We start from the raw sequence: 21,248 nt of genomic DNA on the forward strand, positions 1-21,248 counted from the left end.
GCCGATCGGGCGACATCCTCCCATCCTGACGCGCCCCCATACCGCTTCGTCCCTCCCGACGCCTGAATGCGGACACGCCGCCAGCGGCCGGATCGGTCAGTCGGCCCTGCGCCGAACGCGCTCATCGCGCGTGGGCAACAGCATTGCAGAAGCAGATCCGGCACGGCCAGTCGCGGCAGGCCGAGGCGGGTGGACAACGGACGGTTGCGCACGCATCTGAACGCGATGCTCTGGCTCGACCACCTTACCGTCATCGCTCCGACCCTGGCGGAAGGTGTCGACCACGTACGAGCATGCCTGGATCTCGATGTCCCCTTCGGCCAGCGCCACGCGTACATGGGTACGTACAACCACCTCATGCAGCTCGGCGACACGGCGTATCTGGAGATCGTCGCGCTGGACCCGGACGCGGATCGTCCCGGGCGTCGTCGGTGGTTCGGCCTCGATGATCGGCAGAAGGTCCGCCGGGATTGGGATGCTGGCTATCGCCTTCGAGGCTGGGTAGCCAGGACCGACGACATCGACCGGGTCATCAATGGCCGTGAAGCCATCTTCGGCCGGAAGGTTGCGCTACCGCCGGTCGAGTCATCCTTCGATTTTGCGATCCCGGACGATGGCTCCCTGCCATTGGACGGCGCCGCGCCTTCGATCATCGACAGGCGAGGAAAGCCGCGTTCGATGGCAAGCATGGCTGACCTCGGCGCACGCCTCCGACGCTTCTCTCTCGAGCACCCGGATCCGGAAGTGGTCGTGTCCCTATTGCGGAAGCTGGCCGTCGACCGGCCACCGGTCGTCACTCAAGGCGCCGAGCAACGCTATCGCGCACAGGTCGATACGCCAGGCGGCCTCAGGGAGCTCTTCTGAAGGTCGCCCATGCGGGGTGCGGGCAGTCAGGAGCCATGCGCGCCTGATGCCGGGCTCCATTGACCGTGGTGAAGATTCGGACAGGCGGCCGCCCGTCATGCCGCGCCGACCGGGGCTCGCGCCGACGGGACGGTGCGATCGCGCGTGCGAGGACCGCCGGCGATTCGCATCCCACCCGTCCCGCAAGGCAGAGGCCAAGCGCCGCACACACCATATATAGTTGCCTGGATCCCCCATTAGCACGATATATGGTTCCGGCATCGCGCTTCCCTTGAGTAACCCAGACCGGCGGACACCCGCCGGCCGTGGGGCGGCATGGCCGATTCCACTGGGGGCTTCGTGCTCCGCCGCATCTTCGAAGGGGCCCTTCATGGCTGAATCGCTTTCGCACCCGCTTTCGCCCGCCATGACCTCGGTGGCCGAGGCCATCTCATTTCAGGTGATCCGGCGGGACGGCCAGCCGACGCCCTTCATGCCGGGCAAGATCAGCGTAGCGATGACCAAGGCCTTCCTCGCCGTCGAGGGCAGCACCGCCGCGGCCTCCAGCCGCATCCACGACATCGTCGCCGAGCTGACCGAGCAGATCGTCGCCGCCCTGACGCGCCATCCCGGCCGAGGCCGCGCACTGCATGTCGAGGATGTGCAGGACCAGGTGGAACTCGCCCTGATGCGCGGTGGCCATCACAAGGTCGCCCGCGCCTATGTCCTGTATCGCGAGGAACGGGCGCGCGAGCGCGCGGCGGCCGCGGCCCCGCCAGCGGAGCCCGCGCTCATGGTCACGCTGCGCGACGGGCGCAGCGTGCCGCTGAACCGCCAGGCGATGGCGCAGGCCGTGACCGAGGCCTGCGAGGGCCTGGCCGATGTCGAGGCCGCGCCCGTGCTGAGCGAAATCCAGCGCAACCTCTATGACGGCATCACCGAGGATGAGCTCGGCCAGGTGCCGATCCTCGCCGCGCGGACGCTGATCGAGCAGGAGCCGAACTACAGCCAGGTCAGCGCGCGGCTGCTGCTGAGCGTCCTGCGCAAGGAGGCGACGTCCTTCGTCGAAGGCAGTGCCGCCGCCGGCCAGACGGAGATGGCCGGCCGCTACCCTGCCTATTTCGATGCCTATGTCGCGCGCGGGATCGAGGTTGGCCTGCTCGACCCGGAACTCGGCCGCTTCGACCTCGCTCGCCTCGGTGCCGCGCTGAAGCCCGAACGCGACCTGCAGTTCCAGTATCTCGGCCTGCAGACGCTGTATGACCGCTACCTGCTGCAGACCGGCGGGACGCGCTTCGAGATGCCGCAGGCCTTCTTCATGCGCGTCGCCATGGGTCTCGCGCTGCGCGAGATCGATCGCGAGGAGCGGGCGATCGAGTTCTACGACCTGATCTCCTCCTTCGACTTCATGTGCTCGACGCCGACGCTGTTCAATTCCGGCACGCGGCACTCGCAGCTTTCCTCCTGCTTCCTCACCTCGGTGCCCGACGATCTGGAAGGAATCTTCGGGGCGATCCGCGACAACGCCATGCTGGCCAAGTACTCCGGCGGCATCGGCAATTCCTGGACGCGGGTGCGCGGGCTTGGGGCGCATATCCGCGGCACCAACGGCGCATCTCAGGGCGTGGTGCCCTTCCTCAAGGTGGCGAACGACACCGCCATCGCGGTGAACCAGGGCGGCAAGCGCAAGGGTGCAGTCTGCGCCTACCTCGAGACCTGGCACATCGACATCGAGGAGTTCCTCGACCTGCGGAAGAATACCGGCGACGACCGCCGCCGCACGCATGACATGAACACGGCGAACTGGATCCCGGACCTGTTCATGCAGCGCGTCGAGCAGGATGGCGACTGGACGCTGTTCTCGCCCGACGAGGTGCCGGACCTGCACGACCTCTACGGCAAGCCCTTCGAGGACGCGTATCTGCGGTATGAGGCGAAGGTCGCCGCTGGCGAGATCAAGGTCCACAAGCGCGTTCGCGCCGTCGATCTGTGGCGCCGCATGCTGACCATGCTTTTCGAGACCGGCCATCCCTGGATGGTCTTCAAGGACCCGTGCAACCTGCGCTCCCCGCAGCGCCATGCCGGCGTGGTGCATTCCTCCAATCTCTGCACCGAGATCACGCTGAACACCTCGGACAGCGAGGTGGCGGTGTGCAACCTGGGTTCGATCAACCTGGCGCGGCATGTGACGCCCGAAGGCATCGACCGCGACCGGCTGGCGCGCACCGTGCGCATCGCGATGCGCATGCTCGACAACGTGATCGACGTGAACTTCTACACCATCCCGCAGGCGCGGCGATCGAACCTGCGGCACCGACCGATCGGACTCGGGCTGATGGGCTTCCAGGATGCGCTGCACATCCTGCGCCTGCCCATCGCGTCGGAGGAAGCGGTGCGCTTCGCCGACGAAAGCATGGAGGAGATCAGCTACCACGCCATCGCGGCGTCGGTCGATCTCGCGGCCGAGCGTGGCGCCTATGCGAGCTTCGAGGGCTCGTTGTGGAGCCGAGGGGTGCTGCCGATCGATTCCGTCGAGTATGTGGCGGAGGCACGCGGGGGCCTCGATCTCGACCGCTCGTCGCGGCTCGACTGGGCCTCGCTGCGCGAGCGGGTGAAGCGCATCGGCATGCGCAACTCCAACACCATGGCCATCGCGCCGACGGCGACGATCTCGAACATCGTCGGTGCGACGCAGTCGATCGAACCGTCCTTCCGCAACCTGTTCGTCAAGGCGAACATGTCGGGCGACTTCACCGTGGTGAATCCCTTCCTGGTGCGCGACCTGAAGCGGCTTGGCCTGTGGGATGCCGCGATGGTCAGCGACCTGAAGTACTACGATGGCAGCCTAGGCCCAATCGACCGCATTCCCGAGGACCTGAAGGCGCTCTACGCGACGGCCTTCGAGGTCGACCCGACCTGGCTGGTGGAAGCCGCGGCGCGCCGGCAGAAGTGGATCGACCAGGCGCAGTCGCTGAACCTGTATCTCGCCAATCCGAATGGACGGAAGCTCGATGCGCTGTACCGGCTCGCGTGGAAGCGTGGGCTGAAGACCACCTACTACCTGCGCACGCAAAGCGCGACGCATGTCGAGAAATCCACGCTCCGCACCTCCGACGGCAAGCTGAATGCGGTACGGATCGATGCCGCGCCGGCGGTCTGCTCGCTCGACGATCCGACCTGCGAAGCCTGCCAGTAAGGAATGAACACGATGGACACGCCCATCCTGAGTTGGTCCGAAGGGGCCGCCGGCCCCGCCAACGGCCCCGCCACCGGCCTCGAGGCGATCGAGCAGGGCGCCGCCCGCGTCACGGTCGACGACAAGGCGATGATCAACTGCCGGGCTGACGTCAACCAGCTCCTGCCGCTCAAGTACCATTGGGCGTGGGAGAAGTACCTCGCCGGCTGCAACAACCACTGGATGCCGACCGAGGTCTCCATGCAGTCCGACATCGCGCTGTGGAAGTCGCGCGATGGGCTGACGGCCGATGAGCGTCACACGGTGAAGCGCAATCTCGGATTCTTCGCGACCTCGGAATCGCTGGTCGCAAACAACATCGTGCTCGCCGTCTACCGCCACCTGACCAATCCGGAATGCCGGCAGTACCTGCTCCGCCAGGCCTTCGAGGAGGCGGTGCACACCCACACCTTCCAGTACATCGTCGAAAGCCTCGGCCTGGATGAGGGCGAGTTGTTCAACATGTACCGCGAGGTGCCCTCCATCACCGGCAAGGCCGCCTGGGCGCTGAAATACACGCAGAACCTGTCCGACCCGGGCTTCGTCACCGGCACGCCGGAGAAGGACCAGGCCTTCCTGCGCGACCTCGTCGCCTTCTACGTCGTCTTCGAGGGGATGTGGTTCTACACGGGCTTCGCGCAGATCCTCTCGCTGGGGCGGCGCGGCAAGATGGTCGGCATCGCCGAGCAGTACCAGTACATCCTGCGCGACGAATCCATCCACCTGAACTTCGGCATCGACGTGATCAACCAGATCCGCCTGGAGAATCCGCATCTCTGGACGCCGGCCTTCGTCGCCGAGATCCGGCAGATGCTGCACGATGCCTGCATGCTGGAAGTGGCCTATGGCCGCGACACCATGCCGCGCGGCTTCCTCGGGCTGAATGCGGGGCTGTGCGAGCAATACATGCACTTCATCACCAATCGCCGCTGCGCGCAGCTCGGGCTGCAGCCGCTTTTCGCCGAAACGGAGAATCCCTTCCCCTGGATGTCGGAGGTCATGGACCTCAAGAAGGAGAAGAACTTCTTCGAGACGCGCGTCATCGAATACCAGAACGGCGGCGCCCTGAACTGGGATTAGCGCGGTTGCCGTTCGCCCCGGCCCACCGCAGCCACTCCGGGCCCGTGTCTCGGCGAGCATCTTCACCCGGCCAGGCGATTCCACTGATCGGGATCGGGTCTTGCACGGCGCCCGGCCATCCATGACGCGGCCGGGGAAGCGCCGGTCCGAGGCAGAGGCGGGCGGACGCCTCCCTGGGCAGGGACATGATCAGGTCATATTGCGGGCGTCCAGTTGCGAATGCGACTGCATTGCAGAATATGGGCACCGCCATGCGGCCGGCCCGAATGGGATCGGCTCCGCGCGGTCCCCGGTACCGGGCCGGGGGCGACGTGCCTCGAACGGGAGAATGACGCGTGACTGAAGAGTTGATGACCTCCGCGCAGCCTGCCGAGGCGCAGGCCCAGCAGAGATTCGGCACCGAAGGCGTCGCGCCGATGCAACGTCCCGGTTTCGTCACCCGCTTCTTCATGGCGGTGGTGGCCTGGGCGGAAAAACTGAACCTGCGCTTCACCAGGGTCGGCAATCCGCCCGTCCATGACAACGCGACCTTCCCCTGGGCCCGCGAGATCGAGAAGGACTGGCACCTGATCCGCGCGGAACTGGACCCGCTGCTGCAGCGCCAGCAGGACCTGCCGAGCTTCCACGAGCTCTCCGGCGACGTGAAGACGATCAGCGCCGACAGCGCCTGGAAGACCTTCTTCCTGACGGGCTATGGGCTCTCCTCTGAACGCAATATCCGTCAATGCCCCGAGACCTGGCGCATCGTGCAGCGCATCCCGGGCCTGAAGACGGCGATGTTCTCGATCTTCGAGCCAGGAAAGCATCTGCCGCCGCATCGCGGCCCCTACAACGGTGTGCTGCGGCTGCATCTGGGGCTGATCGTGCCGGACGCCGCGGCAGACAAGCTCGCCATTCGCGTCGATCGGCAGATCTGCCGCTGGCAGGAAGGCAAGGCCCTGATCTTCGACGACGCCTTCGAGCACGAGGCGTGGAACCACACCGACAGGACGCGCGTGGTGCTGTTCGTGGATTTCGTGAAGCCGCTGCGCTTCCCGGCTCGCCAGGTGAACTGGCTGCTCCTGAACCTCGCCGTCTTCACGCCCTTCATCCGAGAGGGGCTCGACAACCAGAAAGCCTGGGAGAAGCGCTTCTACGCCGAGGCCGAGGCGCTGCGGAACCGGCGCGCCTGACGGGGGGCGCATGGCGAGGTGAATCGCTGAAGGTCAGGCTGACGGATCGGCGCCTTCCCGAGCCGGGCCGCGAAGATCGCCCGCTTCACGCCGCGACCTCCGCGGCACACTGCGGGCGCACGCCGAGGATATGCGCGATCGCATAGGTCAGCTCCGGCCGGTTCAGCGTGTAGAAGTGGAACTCGTCGACGCCGTTGGCCTGGAGCGTCCGCACCTGCTCCGCGGCGACGATGGCCGCGACGATGCGGCGGATGTCCGGGTCGTCCTCGGTTCCCTCGAACAGATGGCCGAGCCATTCGGGTACCTTCGTGCCGCACATGGCCGAGAAGCGCACGGCCTGCGCGAAATTCGATACCGGCATGATGCCGGGCACGATCGGTGCGGTGATCCCGGCGGCCAGGCAGCGCTCGAGGAAGCGCAGATAGGTCGCCGTGTCGAAGAAGTACTGCGTGATGGCGCGCGTCGCCCCCGCATCCAGCTTGCGCTTGAGGTTGTCGAGGTCGCATTCCGGGCTCGGCGCGGCCGGATGGGTCTCGGGATAGGCGGCGACCGAGATCTCGAAATCGCCGATGCGCCGCAGCCCCGCCACCAGGTCGCTCGCGAAGGCATAGCCGCCCGGATGCGGGGCATACTCCGTGCCGGGCGGCGGATCGCCGCGCAGTGCCACGATGTGGCGCACCCCGGCGTCCCAATAGCCGCGGGCGACCTCGTCCACCTCCCCGCGCGTCGCACCGACGCAGGTCAGGTGCGCGGCAGGCACGAGATCCGTCTCCCGCGCGAGGCGCGCGACGGTGGCATGGGTCCGCGCATGGGTGCTGCCGCCCGCGCCGTAGGTGACGGAGACGAAGCGCGGCCGCAGCGGCGCCAGGCGCCGGATGCAGGCCCAGAGCTGCTGTTCCAACGCCTCCGTCTTCGGCGGGAAGAACTCGAATGAGAGCAGCGGCGGCGGTTGCTCCGCGCCGCGCATCGGCAATGGACCGATCCGTTCGCCGGCGAGCCATCGCCGCAGGGTCGGAGGCTCGGGCCCATCGATGTCATGCGCGGATGCGCCATTGGCGGCGACGGCGGAATTCTTCATGTCTGTTCCATGGGCATGGACGCACCGGCGCGACGACGCGTCATGGTGATGCCGACATCGGCAAAGACGCCGCCGATCGGCGCCTCGGGCTTGTGGACCGTGACCGTCACGATCGCCATGGCCGGAAACCGCGCGAGCAAGGTCAGCGCGAGGCAATCGGCCAGCGTCTCGATCAGGCGCCATGGCTCGCCTGCGGTGACCGCGACCACGCAATCGTAGAGCTGCTTGTAGCAGACCGTGGCGTCGAGCCGATCCGCCGCCACGGCATTCCCCGTATCCAGCCACCAGTCGACGTCGACAACGAAGCGCTGTCCGGTCCGGCGCTCGAAATCGAACACGCCATGCCGGCCGCGGACCTCGACCCCATGCAGGAACATGCGGTCGAGCGTCGGCGCGTCCAGCGGTACGGGGCGCGACCCGCGGTCGCGCTCCGTCTTCACGGCCTCAAGCAACGGCGGCACGCGCTGCCTCGGCTGCAGCGACCATGTTCTCGATGGCCGGCTTCACTTCCGGCCACTTGCGCGTCTTGAGGCCGCAATCCGGATTGACCCAGAGCTGGTCGGCCGGCAGGCGCCGCGCGGCAGCGCGCAGCAGCGTCGCCATCTCGCCCACCGCCGGCACGCGCGGGGAGTGGATGTCATAGACGCCCGGCCCGATCTCCGCCGGATAGCGGTATCCCGCGAAGGCGTCGAGCAGTTCCATCTGCGACCGCGCCGTCTCGATGGAGATCACGTCGGCATCCATCGCGCCGATCGAGGCGATGATGTCGTTGAACTCCGAGTAGCACATATGCGTGTGGATCTGGGTCGCGTCCGCCACGCCCGAGGCGGTGATGCGGAAGCATTCCACCGCCCAGTCGAGGTAGTGCTGCCAGTCGGCCTTGCGCAGCGGCAGGCCCTCGCGCAGCGCGGCCTCGTCGATCTGGATGATGGCGGCGCCTGCCCTCTCCAGATCCACAACCTCGTCGCGGATGGCGAAGGCGATCTGGCGGCAGGTGACGCTGCGCGGTTGGTCGTCGCGCACGAAGGACCAGTTGAGGATCGTCACCGGCCCGGTCAGCATGCCCTTCATCGGCTTCTTCGTCAGCGACTGGGCGTATGTCCACCACTCCACCGTCATCGGCTTCGGCCGCGACACGTCGCCGTAGATGATCGGCGGGCGCACGCAGCGCGAGCCATAGGACTGCACCCAGGCGTGTTTCGTGAAGGCGAAGCCGGCAAGCTGCTCGCCGAAATACTGCACCATGTCGTTGCGCTCGAACTCGCCATGCACCAGCACGTCGAGGCCGACTTCCTCCTGCCACTTCACGGTGCGCGCCGTCTCTTCGCGCAGGAACTGCTCATAGGCGGCGTCGTCGATCACGCCCTTGTCGTGATCCGCGCGCGCCTTGCGCACCTCGGGCGTCTGCGGGAAGGAGCCGATGGTCGTGGTCGGGTAGGCCGGCAGGCCGAGCTTCTCGTGCTGCACGGCGCGGCGCACCGCGAAGGCCGAGTTGCGCTGTGCGAGAGACGGGTCCTTCTGCGCGGCGCGCTGCTGCACGGCGGGGTTGTTGATCCGCGGCGAGGTGCGGCGCGACGCCACGGCCGCCGTGGCCGCGTCCAGCGTGGCGCGCACGCTGTAGCGTCCTTCGTTCAGCGCCTTCGCCATGGTTGCGAGCTCGGCCACCTTCTGGACCGCGAAGGCAAGCCAGTTGCGGATCTCGGGGTCCAACGCCGTTTCGCGATCGAGGTCGATCGGCGTGTGCAGCAGCGAGCAGGACGGTGCCAGGATCACGCTGCGCCCCCGGGCGACCACAGGCTCCACGCGATCGAGGATCGCCGCGAGATCGGCCTTCCAGATGTTGCGCCCGTCAATGACGCCGAGCGACAGCACCAGGTCCTCCCGCGCGCCGGCGACCACGGCGTCGAGCTGCCCGGGCGCGCGCACCAGATCGACGTGCAGCCCATGAATGGGCAGCGACAGCGCCGTGCCGAGGTTGTCCCCGAGCCCGCCGAAATAGGTGGCGAGCATCAGCTTCAGCCCCGGCGCGGCACCGGACAGCATGGCATAGGCCTCGCGCAGCATCTCGCGGTCGCGCGCATCGAGGTCGAGCACCAGGCAGGGCTCGTCGATCTGCACCCATTCCGCGCCGGCGGCGGCGAGGCGCTTCAGCACCTCCGCATAGACGGGCAGCAGCGCCGGCAGCAGGTCGCGCGGGTCGAAGCCCTCGGTGCGGCTCTTGCCGAGCTTGAGGAAGGTCACCGGCCCGATCAGCACCGGGCGCGTGACGATGCCCTGCGCCTTGGCTTCGAGGAACTCGTCGACCGCCTTGGTCGAGGACAGGGCGAAGCGCTGCCCTTCGGAGAACTCCGGCACCAGGTAGTGGTAGTTGGTGTCGAACCACTTCGTCATCTCGGACGCCGGGGCGCCTTCGCCTTCATGGGCATGACCATGGGTGCAGCCGTCATGGTGCGCGTGCCCGCCCTGCGAGCCGCGCGCCATGGCGAAGTAGGTCGCCAGATCCACCGGCCCGCCCTTCCAGCCATGGATCGCCGGGATGGCGCCGACCATGACGCTGGTGTCGAGCATCTGGTCGTAGAGCGAGAAATCGTTGGAGGGGATGATGTCCGCACCGAGGTCGCGCTGCCGCGCCCAGGCCCTGGCACGCAGGTCCGCAGCGGTGGCGAGCAGCGTGGCGACGTCGGATTTCCCGGACCAATGACTTTCCAGCGCAGTCTTCAATTCCCGCCGAGGGCCGATACGGGGAAAGCCCAGCGTGGCGACAGTGACGGTCATGGCAGCCTCTAACCCTTGCTGTGGCCGGGCTGCGGACAGGCGCACGGGCTTGGACGCGCGGCGAGGCCTGCGCGTGCGCACGAGCGACCCGCCCGGACACCCCGCCGGAGGACGTTATGTGTCGGGGCAGGTCTCCTGGCTCGCGGGTCAGTGCAGCCGCCCGGCCTTCCCGGGGCCGGGAGCCCCAGTGACCATGATGGGCAGCCGCTCACCGCTGACAGTTGCGGGGGCAGCTCCGGCGTCGCACCGGATTCCCTCTTAGCTCCACCCCGCTGCAAGGCGGGCGGAGAACCACGACAAAATCAGGATGCCCACAGAGCGACATGATGTCAAATCAATTCAAGATATCTTTATATGATCATGCCGATGCGTCATCGTCATGAGATTGTCGCTAACGCCGCGCGGCAGAGATCTCCGGCCCGCCAGCAAGCTCGGCAATGAAGGAGATGCTCCAGGTGGCGACGGTGTTGGACCGAGCGGCATGCACACGGAGCCAGCCGATCGCCGGGGGCCGGCCATCCGTGGTCCAGCGGCGTCTCTGCTGGTTGCTTGTGTGCAGCGCGTGCTCCGCCCCTGCGGCGCCGGAGCGGCCATCATGCACGCAGCGCCACTCCAGCCCATGCCTCCTGGCCGGCATCCTCATGCGGGTGTCCGAATCCAGCCGCCTGCCACCCGCTCTACCGCGTGGACGGACCGGCCTCGATATCCGATGTGATGACCGCCGTGTTCGGCCGGCCATCCGTCCGGTTGGCAGCGGAGGCCACCACGTTCGCCGCCGTTGGCGGCTCCACCCCAGACCCGCCCGGCTTGCCGGCGGGCGGCAGGGTGCTGGCGTAGCGGGTGCGCAGATAGGTGAGCAGCCCGAAGGGGCGTTGCGCGGCGCTCTGCTGCGGCTCGCCCTGCCGCGCCCAGCCGGGAAACCTGTCCTGCCGAAGCATCAGTTGCCGGGCCTGCGCGAGGAACGTCTCCGGCGCGACACCTTCGGCAAAGATGGCGCATTGCGTGCCGGGTTCGAGCATCACCACGCTGAACCGACCGTGGCGGCCCTGCACCCGCCAGGCGGCGGTCTCGCGAACCGGGCCGCTGGCGCGCAGACGCTCGGCCGGCACCCGCGTCGCGCCGGCGAGTTCGGCTGCCGCGACCGCCAGCGGCGCCTCGCGCCGCGCCAGCGCGGCGATGCAGATGCGCTCGAACAGCGCGAGCGCCTCTGCACCCACCGCCTGCGCCGCGCCGGCCGCGTCGATGGGCGGCTTCGTAGTGGCCGGCTGGGCCAGGACCGGTGTTGGCGCCCCGGCTGCAACGAGGAGCATGGAGGCGCCAATGGCCGCAAGCTGCTGCAATCTCGTCATCGCGAACTCCCGGATCGGTCCGGCGGCTTCAGCATAGTGTCCTGATTCCGAAGTCCTGCCGACTTCGTTTTCAGGCCACTGAAGCAGATCCCGATCAGGTGGAACCACCCGATCGGTCGGGGATGCGCAGCGGGCGCCGCCGTGCGGACCCGGGCGATGGCGTCAGTAGTAGGTCAGCTCCCTCGCCTTCCCGCCGAACACGCGCCAGGCCAGCACCGTGTAGGCGAGGATCACCGGCAGAACGAGCATCGCGCCGGCGAGGATGATGCTCAGGCTCTCCGGCGCGCTCGCCGCCTGCCAGATCGTCAGGCGTTCCGGCACCACATAGGGGAAGAAGGACCAGGCGAGGCCAGCGAAGAACAGCGCGAACAACGCCACCGCGCCCCAGAAGGGCAGCCGCCGCAATGCGTCGCCGGGCAGCGGCATGTGCCGCAGCAGGCTGCCGAGTCCGAGCAGCAATCCCGCCGTCGCAGCCGGCAGCGGCGCGAGCAGCAGCATCTCGGGCAAGGCGAACCAGCGCTCAAAGATGCGCGCGCTGACCAGCGGCGTGACGACGGAGACGAGCAGGATGCCAACCGCCATCGGCCAGATGGCGGAGCGCGCCCAGCGGATGGCGCGGCGCTGCAACGCGCCCTCGGCGCGCCAGATCAGCCAGGTGGCGCCGATGAAGGCGTAGGCGATGGCAAGCCCGACCGCGGCCATCGCGGCGAAGGCGAGCGCCGCCGGGCCTTCCGCAAAGCCCAGCACGTAGCGCCCGAGCATCCAGCCCTGCGACAGCGATGCGGCAAGCGACCCCGCGACGAAGGCATGGTCCCAGCGGCGCTTGCGGCGAGGCTCGTCGGCCTTGGCGCGGAACTCGAAGGCGACGCCGCGCAGCGTGAGCCCGGCCAGCATGATCGCGACGGCGAGGTAGAGCTCGGTCAGGATGATGCCATGCGCGGCGGGGAAGGCCACGAGCAGCAGCCCGATGCCGAGCACGAGCCAGGTCTCGTTGGCATCCCAGAAGGGGCCGATGGCGGCGATCATGCGGTCGCGATCGGCTTCCTCGGCGACGCGCGGCAGCAGGATGCCGACGCCGAGGTCGAAGCCGTCGAGCACGACATAGGCGAGGATGGAGATGGCCATCAGCGCGGCGAAGACCACCGGCAGCCATTCGGGCGGGAGGAAGGGTGTCATGCCGGCGCGCCTTTCGTGGCCATCGCGGGTTCGACCGCCGCGCCGCCCTTGGCGGCAAGCCGGTAGAGCGTGCCGACATAGGCCGCAAGCAGCAGCACATAGAGGGTGAGGTACATCGCCAGCGTCGTGCCGACGCTGCCCGCCGGCACCGGGCCCGCAGCCTGCGCGGTGGTGAGCACGCCGGTCACCAGCCAGGGCTGGCGGCCGATCTCGGTGACATACCAGCCGGCGAGCGTCGCCACCCAGCCGGAGAAGGTCATGGCGACCAGCCCGCGCAGCAGCCAGCGCGGCAGCGTGCCGCGGCGCCACAGCAGGAAGGCGGCCGCCAGCCCGGCGGCGATCATCAGCAGGCCGAGCCCGACCATGACGCGGAAGGCGTAGAAGACCGGCGCGACGGGCGGGTGCGCGCCGCGGTGCTCGTTCAGCCCCGGCACCACGCCGCCCGGCTCGTGGCGCAGGATCAGGCTGGCGCCGGAGGGGATGGCGATCTCGAAGCGGTTCTCGCGCGCGGCCTCGTCCGGCACGGCGAAGAGCACGAGCGGGACATTGCCGCGCGTGTCCCAGTTCGCTTCCATCGCCGCGACCTTGGCGGGCTGGTGCTCCAGCGTGTTCAGCCCGTGCATGTCGCCGAGCAGGAGCTGCGTCGGCGCCAGCACCGCCGCCATCACGACACCCGTGCGCAGCGCCGCCGCGACCGACGGCGCGCGGTCCCCGCGCAGCCAGCGCCAGGCCGACATGCCGGCGACCAGGAAGGCGACCGTCAGCGCCGAGGCCGTCAGCATGTGCGCGAGGCGATAGGGGAAGGACGGGTTGAAGACGATCGCCCACCAGTCGGTCGCATGCGCCACGCCGTCGCGCATCTCGAAGCCCTGCGGCGTCTGCATCCAGGAATTCAGCGCGAGGATCCAGAAGGCGCTCATCGTCGTGCCGAAGGCGACGAGGAAGGTCGCGCCGGTGTGCAGCCAGCCCGGCACCCGGCGGTAGCCGAACAGCATGATCGAGAGGAAGGTCGCCTCGAGGAAGAAGGCGGTGATGATCTCATAGGCGAGCAGCGGCCCGGCGATGTTGCCGACATGCTGCATGTAGCCCGGCCAGTTGGTGCCGAACTGGAAGGACATGGTGATGCCGGAGACCACGCCCATCGCGAAGGAGAGCGCGAAGACCTTCACCCAGAAGCGATAGGCCTCCATCCATTTCCCGTCGCCGGTCGCGCCGAAGCGCAGCTTGAAGAACAGCAGCACCCAGCCGAGCGCGATGGTGATGGTGGGGAACATGATGTGGAAGGAGATGTTCGCCGCGAACTGGATGCGGGCGAGGATCACGGGGTCCATGGCTCAGCTCTCCTTCCTGCCGCGGACCAGGCCGACGACCTTGTCCTTGGCTTCGAGCAGGCGCGTCACCCTGGCGCCGAGGGCCAGCAGCGCCGCGAGGCGTTCGGTCTCCAGCCGCTTCACGTCCTCGTACCAGGTGGTGAGGCGATCGATCAGGCCGTGCATCTCGGCCATGCGCGCCTGGGCGTGGCGTTCCTCCTCGCTGCCGGGGGTCTGCATGAGCAGCTCGCGCAGAACGGAGAGGGTCGGGTCGACCTCGCGCTTCTTCCGCTCCTCCGCCAGCACGCGGAGGATCTGCCAGACGTCGTCGGGCGTGGTGAAATGGTCGCGCCGGTCGTCCGGGATGTGCTTCGGCAGCACCAGGTTCCAGGCCTGCAACTCCCGCAGGCCCATCGAGACGTTGGAGCGGGACACGCCGAGCGCGTCCACGATATCGTCCGCGCAGAGCGGCCGGGGGGAGACGTAGAGCAGCGCATAGATCTGCCCGACGGTGCGGTTGATGCCCCAGCGGGACCCCATTTCACCGAAATGGAGCACGAAGGACTGGACGAGCGGCGGAAGGTTCATGACGGACCGTGATTTCAGAACTTTCTGAAATCTATGTCCGTATTTGATTCAGATCAAGGCCGCCCCGTGACCGCTGCAACGCCCTCCCCTCCCCCGCAGACGCGAAGGTCAGGCGGTGGCGACGCTCGTGCATGGCGCTTGCCGCGCCAGATGCGGCGCGTGACGTGCCGAGGGGGCTTTGCCCCCTCGAACTCCCCCAGCAGGGGACACGGTCCCCTGCACCCGCGGGTACGCAATACCAAGGGCACGAGCCATTGACTCGTGCCGAGGCCGCGAATGTGGTCCGACGAAGCCAAGCAAACCGGAGGTTTGCGCCCGGCGCCTGAGGGCACGAAACGGCCGATGCCAGCGGTCGCGAATGGCGGCCGTTGGTACAGGTCGTGGTTTCCAAAGGCCCAGCGGCCTTGGCGGGGAGGCCCGAGAGAGCCGGAACCCCATTCGGCACGCCCCCAGGGAAGCCTTCTAGGCCAGCCCCTCGCCCTTCAGGTTGCGCCGCACGCGCTGGCGCGCGGGTCGCAGCGCCGCTGCCGCCACCGCGGCCGGCTCGGCGCCACGGGCGATCGCAAAGCCCGCGGCCAGCGCACCCTGCGCGAAGGCGTGCTGCTTCTCCACCACCATGCGCGCGAGCGCCGGCCCTGCATTGTGCGGCTCCGCCCACAGCGCGAAGCTGCGGCGAAGCATCACGGTCTGCGCTTCCGCGAAGAAGCGCCAGGTGCCGTAGACCGTCAAAGCGCCGCCAGCACTGCCTGGCCGCTGCTGACCTCGAAGGCGCCGGGGGCTTCGATGGCGATGTGCGTCACCTTGCCGTCCTTCGCCACCAGCGCGAAGCGCTGACAACGGACGCCGAGGCCGCGCGCCGTCAGGTCGAATTCGAGGCCCATCGCCTTGGTGAACATCGCCGAACCATCCGCGATCATCGCGATCTGGTCGGTGATGCCCTGGTCCTTTGCCCAGGCGCCCATGACGAAGGCGTCGTTCACCGCCATGCAGGCGATGGCATCGACGCCCTTGGCCTTCAGCGCCGCGGCGTTGTCGACAAAGCTCGGCAGATGCTTCGCCGAGCAGGTCGGGGTGAAGGCGCCTGGCACGCCGAACAGCGCGACGGTACGGCCCTTGAAGAACTCGCCCGTGTCCACTTCCTTCGGGCCCTCGACGGTGGCCTGCATGACCTTCATCGCCGGGATCGCGTCGCCCACACTGATCGGCATGTCTTCCTCCTCGCTGCCCCTTCGCATGTAGCCTGTGCCGGGGAACCTGTCATCGGGGCGGCCGAGCCTTGCGGGAGGAGCCTTGCTGCTCCAAGTGAGGGGCATGGCCACCTCGTCCAGCCCCCTGCCGGAACCTGCCGGCGGCTACCTCGCCGGTCACCTGCTGATCGCGATGCCGGGCATGCAGGACCCGCGCTTCGACCACAGCGTCGTCTGCCTCTGCGCCCATTCGGCGGACGGGGCGATGGGGCTGATCGTGAACCGGCCGCTCTCGGGCATGGCCTTCGATGACCTTCTGCGGCAGCTCAAGCTCGAACCGGTGCCGCCCCAGCGGCGCATCCGCATGGTCTCGGGCGGCCCGGTCGAGGCCGGCCGCGGCTTCGTGCTGCACACCGACGACTGGTCGACCGAGGGCAGCATGCCCGTCGTGCCCGGCCTGACGCTGACCGCGAGTCTCGACATCCTGAAGGCGGTCGCGACCGGCGGCGGCCCGCGGGAGGGCGTGCTGGCGCTCGGCTATGCCGGCTGGGCGCCGGGGCAGCTCGAGGACGAGATCCAGCGCAATGCCTGGCTCAGCGTGCCGGCGGATGAGGCGCTGGTGTTCAATGCCGATACCGGCCGCACCTGGGAAGCGGCGCTCGCCAAGCTGCGCGTCGATCCCGCACTGCTGTCCGGCGCCGCCGGCCACGCCTGAAGGACCCCATCCAGCATGCAGATGTCTTCCATCGCCTTCGACACCACCGACTGGTCGAAGGTCGAACCGACGCACCACGCCGGCGAGCAGGGCGAGGCGCTGTGGCGCACCCGCCATGTCGGCCCGGAGGGGAACCAGATCCGCGTGCGCATGGTCGAGTATTCGCCCGGCTACGTCTCCGACCACTGGTGCCGGAAGGGGCATGTGCTGCTGGTACTGGACGGAGAGCTGGAGACGACGCTCGCCGACGGCCGTGTCTTCACGCTGAAGCCGGGCATGTCCTACCAGGTGGCGGACGGGGCGGAGCCGCACCGCTCGCGCACCGCGACGGGCGCGCGGCTGTTCATCGTGGATTAGCGGATGGCCCGCCGGCGCCTCCGATAGGGGCGCCGCCGTTGCCGGCTCCAGGACCGCGCTACTGCCTGGCACTTTGGCGCGTCACGCCCGTCGCCCAGGCGATGCCGACGACCGCGCCCTTCATGAAGGGCAAGGTGGCGATGGTGACCACCGTGATCAGCGGCAGCCAGATCGCGAACTGCACCCACATCGCCGGCGCCCAGGCCTTGTCCAGCCAGAACATGAACGGAAGGATGAAGTGGCCGACGAGCAGCAGCGTCAGGTAGGGCGGCGCATCGTCGGACGGATAGATGGTGTTGTCCGCGCCGCAGACCTCGCACCGCGGGCTCACCTTCAGGAAGCGGGTGAAGAGCCGCCCTTCGCCGCAATGCGGGCAGCGCAGGCGCAGCCCCCGGCCTAGGCCTTCGGCAACCCTGGACCTCTCGGTCATCTGCGTCTCCGTTCCGGCGGCTCTTCCGGGTGAGCCGCCATTGCCATACAATTATCGTCGATATACATACAATTTGCCCGGTTTCCAGGGCATTTATATGGATTGCATGGCTTGATCGCAAGATGACCCGCACGATGAATGCACCGCCCTGGACGCGTCGGATCGACGATCAGGAAGGGCCGATCTACCTCGCCATCGCCGAGGCGATCGGCGCCGCCATCGCGGCCGGCGAGATCCGCGGCGGCGAAAGGCTGCCGACCCATCGCGCGCTGGCCGAGGCGCTCGGCGTCGACCTGACCACCGTCACGCGCGCCTATGCCGAGGCGCGGCGGCGCGGCCTGCTGCAGGCCACGGTCGGCCGCGGCACCTTCGTGCGGCAGGAGACGGCGGTGCCATCGCCGCGCGCCGGGGCGCAGGACGGCCCCGTCGACCTCGGCATGAACCTGCCGCCGCTTCCGGCCGAGCTCGCCCTGCCCGACCTGTTGCAGCGGGGCCTGGCTCGTCTTCTGGCCGGGCCCGACACGGCGGATCTCCTGACCTACCGCACCGGCGCCGGCGCCACGGCGGAGCGGGCGGCGGGAGCGACCTGGCTGCGGCCGACGCTCGGCGAGGTGGCGGCGGAGCGCGTGCTGGTCTCCCCGGGGGCGCAGCCGGCGTTGCTGGCCGTGCTCGGCGCCGTCGCCGGGGCCGGCGAGACCGTGCTGACCGATGCGCTGACCTATCCGGGCATCCGCGGAGCGGCGGCGCAGCTCGGGGTCCGGCTGCTCGGCGTGGCCGGGGACGCCGAGGGGCTGCTGCCCGAGGCCGTCGAGGCAGCATGCCGGATGGGGTCCAGGTCCAAGGCGCTCTACTGCGTGCCGACCATGCACAACCCGACCGCCGTCACCATGACCCTGGCGCGACGCCGGGCCATCGCCGAGGTGGCACGCCGGCACGGGCTGCGCGTGATCGAGGATGACGCCTACGGGTTGTTGCCCGCCTCGCCGCTGCCGGCGATCGCCTCCCTCGCGCCGGAGATCTGCTTCCACGTCGCGACGGTGTCGAAGGTGCTCTCGCCGGCGCTGCGCGTCGCGTATCTGGCGGTGCCCGATGCGCGCAGCGCGGCGCAGATCGCGGCGGTGCTGCGCGCCAATGTGCTGATGGCCTCGCCGCTGCTGACAGGGCTGATGGCGGCCTGGGTGCGGGACGGCACGGCGGGCACGATCCTCGCCGCGATCCGGCGCGAATGCGTCGCGCGCCAGAGGATCGCACGGGACATCCTGGAGGCTGGCAGCTTCGACGCCCATCCCGAAGGGCTGCACCTGTGGCTCCGGCTGCCGGAGCGATGGGATCGCCTGCACTTCGCGGCGCATCTCCGGCGCCAGGGGCTGGCGGTCGTGCCGAGCGACGCCTTCGCGGTCGATCCGTCCGCGCCGCCGGTGGGCGCGGTGCGGCTTTCGCTCGGTGCGGCGCCGAGCCGCGAGGCGCTGCGGGGCGCCCTGCGCTCCGTCGCCGAGGCGCTGCGGTCGGAGGCAGCGCTGCCTTTCGCGGAGGTCGTCTGACGGAGACGGACCGCCAGGGGGGCGGCAGGCTCCGTTCAGCCTTGTCGGCGCGCCGCCTATTCGGGCAGCGTCGCCGCGACACGCTTCGGTGCCGTCATCCGCCAGGACCGGCGCACCAGCGCGGCGACGTCCTCCCAGTCCACCCGGCCGGTCAGCCGCAGCCCGATCCAGCCCTTGTGGCCGACATAGGGCGGGCGGAAGAAGCGGTCGGGGTTGGCTTCCACCAGCATCTCCTGCACGCCGCGCGGCGCCTTGCACCAGAGGGCGGCGGCACCGTCCTCCATCGGGTTCCACATGCAGAAGATGCGGCCGCGGATGCGCCAGGTGGGGACCGTCCAGGTCTCCTGCTCCGCGGCCTCGGGCAGCGCGAGACAGATCGCGCGCAGGCGGGCCAGCGCGCGGGCGCTCACCAGCGCAGCGCGCGCACCGCGGCGATCGGGCGCACGCCCTCCTCATGCGCGACGGCGGCGAGGCGGTCGGGATCGGGATTCTCGCCATGCGCATCCGCGGCGAGGCCGGTCAGCGCCCAGAGCGCGTCGAGCCCCGCCGCCTGCGCGCCCGCGAGATCGGTATGCGGCGTGTCGCCGATCGCCAGCACGCGATGTCGCGCCGGCTGGCCGAGCAGGTCGAGCACCGGCTCGTAGATGGCGGGGTCGGGCTTGCCGATCTCCATCACCGCGCCGCCGAGTTCGAGATAGATGTCGGCCAGCGCGCCGGCGCAGATCAGCTTGTCGCCGCCGACCATCACCGCGCGGTCGGGATTGACGCAGAGCATCGGCAGTCCGGCCGCGGCGCAGGCTTCCAGTGCCGGGCGATAGGGATCGGGGGAATGCGGCCCGCGCGCCGGATCCGGCCCGGTGTTGAGCAGGAAATCGGCGTCCTTCGGGTCGTCCACGATCTCTGCCGCGCCGTCCTCGACGACGGAGAGGTCGCGCTCCGGCCCGATATGCACGCAGCGCGGCCCGAGCTTGGCGAACCAGGGATCGGTGCGGTGCTTGAGGTGCATCCAGGATGCCTCGCCCGAGGACATGATGCCGTCATAGAGCGCGCGATCGAGGCCCATGCGGTCCAGCATGCCCTGGATGAACCAGGCCCGGCGCGGCGCATTGGTGAGGAACACCACCGCCTTGCCGCGCGCCTTCAGCTCCGCGAGCGCCCCCGGCACGCCCGGATAGGGCTTCCTGCCGTCATGCACCACGCCCCAGAGATCGAGCACGAAACCGTCATAGCGATCGGCGACCGGGGCGATGCCGTCGAGAATTTCCATCACGCATCCTTGCCGACGGCGTCGGCGACATGGGTGAAGCCGTCGCGCTTCAGCAGCGCGGCGAGGCCGTCGGCGAGGCGCCGCGGCAGCACGGGGCCGGCATAGGCGAAGCCCGTGTAGGTCTGCACCAGCGAGGCGCCGGCGCGGATCTTCGCATAGGCCCCTTCCGGCGTCGCGATGCCGCCGACGCCGATCAGCGCGAGCCGCCCGCGCGCGAGGCGGAACACCTTGCGCAGCACCTCCGTGGAGGGCGCGAACAGCGGCGCACCGGACAGCCCGCCCGCTTCCTTCGCGAAGGGCGAACGCAGCGTCGCCGGCCGGGCGATGGTGGTGTTGGAGACGATCAGCCCCGCCACGCCGCGCGCGGCGCAGGCTTCGACGATGGGGCCCAGCGCGTCCTCGGCAAGGTCAGGCGCGATCTTCACCAGCAGCGGCGGCTGCTCCGCAAGGCCCGCGCGCTTCGCGGCGATGGCATCGAGGATGGCGGCGAGCCGTTCCTCCCCCTGCAGGTCGCGCAGGCCAGGCGTGTTCGGCGACGACACGTTCATCGTCACATAGTCGGCATACGGCGCAACGGCAGCGTAGAGCGCGGGGTAGTCGCGCTCGGGATCGGCGCCTTCCTTGTTGATGCCGACATTGGCGCCGAACACCGCCGGCAGCGGCCGCGGCAGGGACCGCAGCCGCGCGGTGTAGCCGTCGAGCCCGCCATTGTTGAAGCCCATGCGGTTGATCACGGCCGCGTCTTCCGTCAGGCGGAACAGCCGCGGGCGCGGATTGCCGGGCTGCGGGCGCGGCGTGACGGTGCCGGCCTCGACGAAGCCGAAGCCGAGCCGCATCAGCGGCAGCACCGCCACCGCATCCTTGTCGAAGCCGGCGGCGAGGCCGATCGGGTTGCGGAAGCGCAGGCCGAAGGCCTCGGTCGCCAGCACGGGGTCGTCGGCGCCCGAATCGCGCCCGGCCAGGCCGGCGGCAAGCGCCTTCAGCGCGATCCCGTGCGCGGTCTCGGCATCGAGGCCGCGCATCAGCGGCATGAAGGCAGAAGCAAGGGCGGGGGTCATGTCCGGCGTCTTGTGCCCCGGTCCGGCGCGGCGGGAAAGCCCGGTTGACGGGGTGGGGCAGCCCGGCGAGAAGCCCGCCGTCACACG

Annotated in this window: 21 protein-coding genes and 1 riboswitch; of the genes, 7 read left to right on the forward strand and 14 right to left on the reverse strand. The window is 69.2% G+C overall.

The annotated features are described in order from the left end of the window. Positions 1–204: 204 nt before the first annotated feature. The 4 genes from GXW74_RS04080 to GXW74_RS04095 all read left to right on the forward strand — a co-directional run bounded on the left by GXW74_RS04080 (position 205) and on the right by GXW74_RS04095 (position 6,330). Positions 205–864, forward strand: coding sequence for a VOC family protein (locus tag GXW74_RS04080; RefSeq protein ID WP_246522870.1), 660 nt, complete (start codon positions 205–207; stop codon positions 862–864). A gap of 370 nt (positions 865–1,234) precedes the next feature. Continuing rightward, positions 1,235–4,039, forward strand: a complete 2,805-nt coding sequence (locus GXW74_RS04085; protein WP_211845013.1) for a ribonucleoside-diphosphate reductase subunit alpha — start codon at positions 1,235–1,237, stop codon at positions 4,037–4,039. 12 nt (positions 4,040–4,051) lie between these two features. After that, positions 4,052–5,158 carry a ribonucleotide-diphosphate reductase subunit beta gene (locus GXW74_RS04090; RefSeq protein WP_246522871.1) on the forward strand — a complete coding sequence of 369 codons (1,107 nt, stop codon included), beginning with the start codon at positions 4,052–4,054 and terminating at the stop codon, positions 5,156–5,158. A 335-nt stretch (positions 5,159–5,493) separates the two neighbouring features. Beyond that, on the forward strand, positions 5,494–6,330 hold the full coding sequence (locus GXW74_RS04095; RefSeq protein ID WP_338148130.1) for an ornithine lipid ester-linked acyl 2-hydroxylase OlsC: 837 nt from the start codon (positions 5,494–5,496) through the stop codon (positions 6,328–6,330). 85 nt (positions 6,331–6,415) lie between these two features. On the opposite strand, the gene metF is transcribed toward GXW74_RS04095, so the two are convergent. From metF to GXW74_RS04145, 10 genes are all read right to left on the reverse strand, one after another. Beyond that, complete coding sequence (metF, locus tag GXW74_RS04100) at positions 6,416–7,408, reverse strand: methylenetetrahydrofolate reductase [NAD(P)H] (RefSeq protein ID WP_211845014.1); 993 nt, start codon at positions 7,406–7,408, stop codon at positions 6,416–6,418. Continuing rightward, positions 7,405–7,869, reverse strand: a complete 465-nt coding sequence (gene folB, locus GXW74_RS04105) for a dihydroneopterin aldolase (protein WP_211845015.1) — start codon at positions 7,867–7,869, stop codon at positions 7,405–7,407. The genes metF and folB overlap by 4 nt, the downstream gene beginning before the upstream one ends. Next, positions 7,853–10,183 (reverse strand): 5-methyltetrahydropteroyltriglutamate--homocysteine S-methyltransferase, encoded by a 2,331-nt coding sequence (gene metE / locus GXW74_RS04110; protein WP_211845016.1) that lies wholly within the window; start codon positions 10,181–10,183, stop codon positions 7,853–7,855. The genes folB and metE overlap by 17 nt, the downstream gene beginning before the upstream one ends. Positions 10,184–10,291: 108 nt before the next feature. Continuing rightward, positions 10,292–10,494, reverse strand: a riboswitch (cobalamin riboswitch). A gap of 80 nt (positions 10,495–10,574) precedes the next feature. Further along, the gene (locus GXW74_RS04115; protein WP_211845017.1) at positions 10,575–10,826 is read right to left on the reverse strand and encodes a hypothetical protein; all 252 of its coding nucleotides are present in this window, start codon (positions 10,824–10,826) and stop codon (positions 10,575–10,577) included. Between the two features lie 34 nt (positions 10,827–10,860). After that, entirely contained in the window at positions 10,861–11,532 is a 672-nt protein-coding gene (locus GXW74_RS04120) for a hypothetical protein (RefSeq protein ID WP_211845018.1), read from the reverse strand. 162 nt (positions 11,533–11,694) lie between these two features. Next, complete coding sequence (locus GXW74_RS04125; protein WP_211845019.1) at positions 11,695–12,708, reverse strand: cytochrome d ubiquinol oxidase subunit II; 1,014 nt, start codon at positions 12,706–12,708, stop codon at positions 11,695–11,697. Beyond that, positions 12,705–14,039 carry a cytochrome ubiquinol oxidase subunit I gene (locus GXW74_RS04130; RefSeq protein ID WP_211845020.1) on the reverse strand — a complete coding sequence of 445 codons (1,335 nt, stop codon included), beginning with the start codon at positions 14,037–14,039 and terminating at the stop codon, positions 12,705–12,707. The genes GXW74_RS04125 and GXW74_RS04130 overlap by 4 nt, the downstream gene beginning before the upstream one ends. Before the next feature lie 3 nt (positions 14,040–14,042). After that, complete coding sequence (locus tag GXW74_RS04135; protein WP_211845021.1) at positions 14,043–14,606, reverse strand: GbsR/MarR family transcriptional regulator; 564 nt, start codon at positions 14,604–14,606, stop codon at positions 14,043–14,045. A gap of 462 nt (positions 14,607–15,068) precedes the next feature. Then, positions 15,069–15,335, reverse strand: a complete 267-nt coding sequence (locus tag GXW74_RS04140; protein ID WP_211845022.1) for a hypothetical protein — start codon at positions 15,333–15,335, stop codon at positions 15,069–15,071. Further along, the gene (locus GXW74_RS04145) at positions 15,332–15,814 is read right to left on the reverse strand and encodes a peroxiredoxin (RefSeq protein WP_211845023.1); all 483 of its coding nucleotides are present in this window, start codon (positions 15,812–15,814) and stop codon (positions 15,332–15,334) included. The genes GXW74_RS04140 and GXW74_RS04145 overlap by 4 nt, the downstream gene beginning before the upstream one ends. Positions 15,815–15,917: 103 nt before the next feature. On the opposite strand from GXW74_RS04145, the gene GXW74_RS04150 reads away from it, so the two are divergent. Both GXW74_RS04150 and GXW74_RS04155 read left to right on the forward strand, forming a co-directional pair. After that, complete coding sequence (locus tag GXW74_RS04150; RefSeq protein ID WP_211845024.1) at positions 15,918–16,508, forward strand: YqgE/AlgH family protein; 591 nt, start codon at positions 15,918–15,920, stop codon at positions 16,506–16,508. Between the two features lie 15 nt (positions 16,509–16,523). Next, the gene (locus GXW74_RS04155) at positions 16,524–16,865 is read left to right on the forward strand and encodes a DHCW motif cupin fold protein (RefSeq protein ID WP_211845025.1); all 342 of its coding nucleotides are present in this window, start codon (positions 16,524–16,526) and stop codon (positions 16,863–16,865) included. A 58-nt stretch (positions 16,866–16,923) separates the two neighbouring features. Here GXW74_RS04155 and GXW74_RS04160 read toward each other — a convergent pair whose 3' ends face one another. Further along, the gene (locus GXW74_RS04160; RefSeq protein WP_211845026.1) at positions 16,924–17,295 is read right to left on the reverse strand and encodes a DUF983 domain-containing protein; all 372 of its coding nucleotides are present in this window, start codon (positions 17,293–17,295) and stop codon (positions 16,924–16,926) included. Positions 17,296–17,417: 122 nt separating this feature from the next. Between GXW74_RS04160 and GXW74_RS04165 the strand changes: the two genes are divergently transcribed. Further along, on the forward strand, positions 17,418–18,836 hold the full coding sequence (locus tag GXW74_RS04165) for an aminotransferase-like domain-containing protein (RefSeq protein WP_211845027.1): 1,419 nt from the start codon (positions 17,418–17,420) through the stop codon (positions 18,834–18,836). Positions 18,837–18,892: 56 nt separating this feature from the next. Here GXW74_RS04165 and GXW74_RS04170 read toward each other — a convergent pair whose 3' ends face one another. Genes GXW74_RS04170 through GXW74_RS04180 form a run of 3 tightly spaced genes read right to left on the reverse strand, consistent with a single transcriptional unit; the run spans position 18,893 to position 21,161 of the window. After that, a complete protein-coding gene (locus GXW74_RS04170; RefSeq protein WP_211845028.1) occupies positions 18,893–19,246 on the reverse strand; it encodes an MmcQ/YjbR family DNA-binding protein in 354 nt (117 codons plus the stop codon). Further along, a complete protein-coding gene (locus GXW74_RS04175; protein WP_211845029.1) occupies positions 19,243–20,103 on the reverse strand; it encodes a TIGR01459 family HAD-type hydrolase in 861 nt (286 codons plus the stop codon). The genes GXW74_RS04170 and GXW74_RS04175 overlap by 4 nt, the downstream gene beginning before the upstream one ends. Further along, on the reverse strand, positions 20,103–21,161 hold the full coding sequence (locus GXW74_RS04180; protein WP_211845030.1) for a quinone-dependent dihydroorotate dehydrogenase: 1,059 nt from the start codon (positions 21,159–21,161) through the stop codon (positions 20,103–20,105). The genes GXW74_RS04175 and GXW74_RS04180 overlap by 1 nt, the downstream gene beginning before the upstream one ends. Positions 21,162–21,248: the final 87 nt, after the last annotated feature.

It is taken from the genome of Neoroseomonas eburnea (assembly GCF_018129005.1).
Taxonomy (GTDB): Bacteria; Pseudomonadota; Alphaproteobacteria; order Acetobacterales; family Acetobacteraceae; genus Neoroseomonas; species Neoroseomonas eburnea.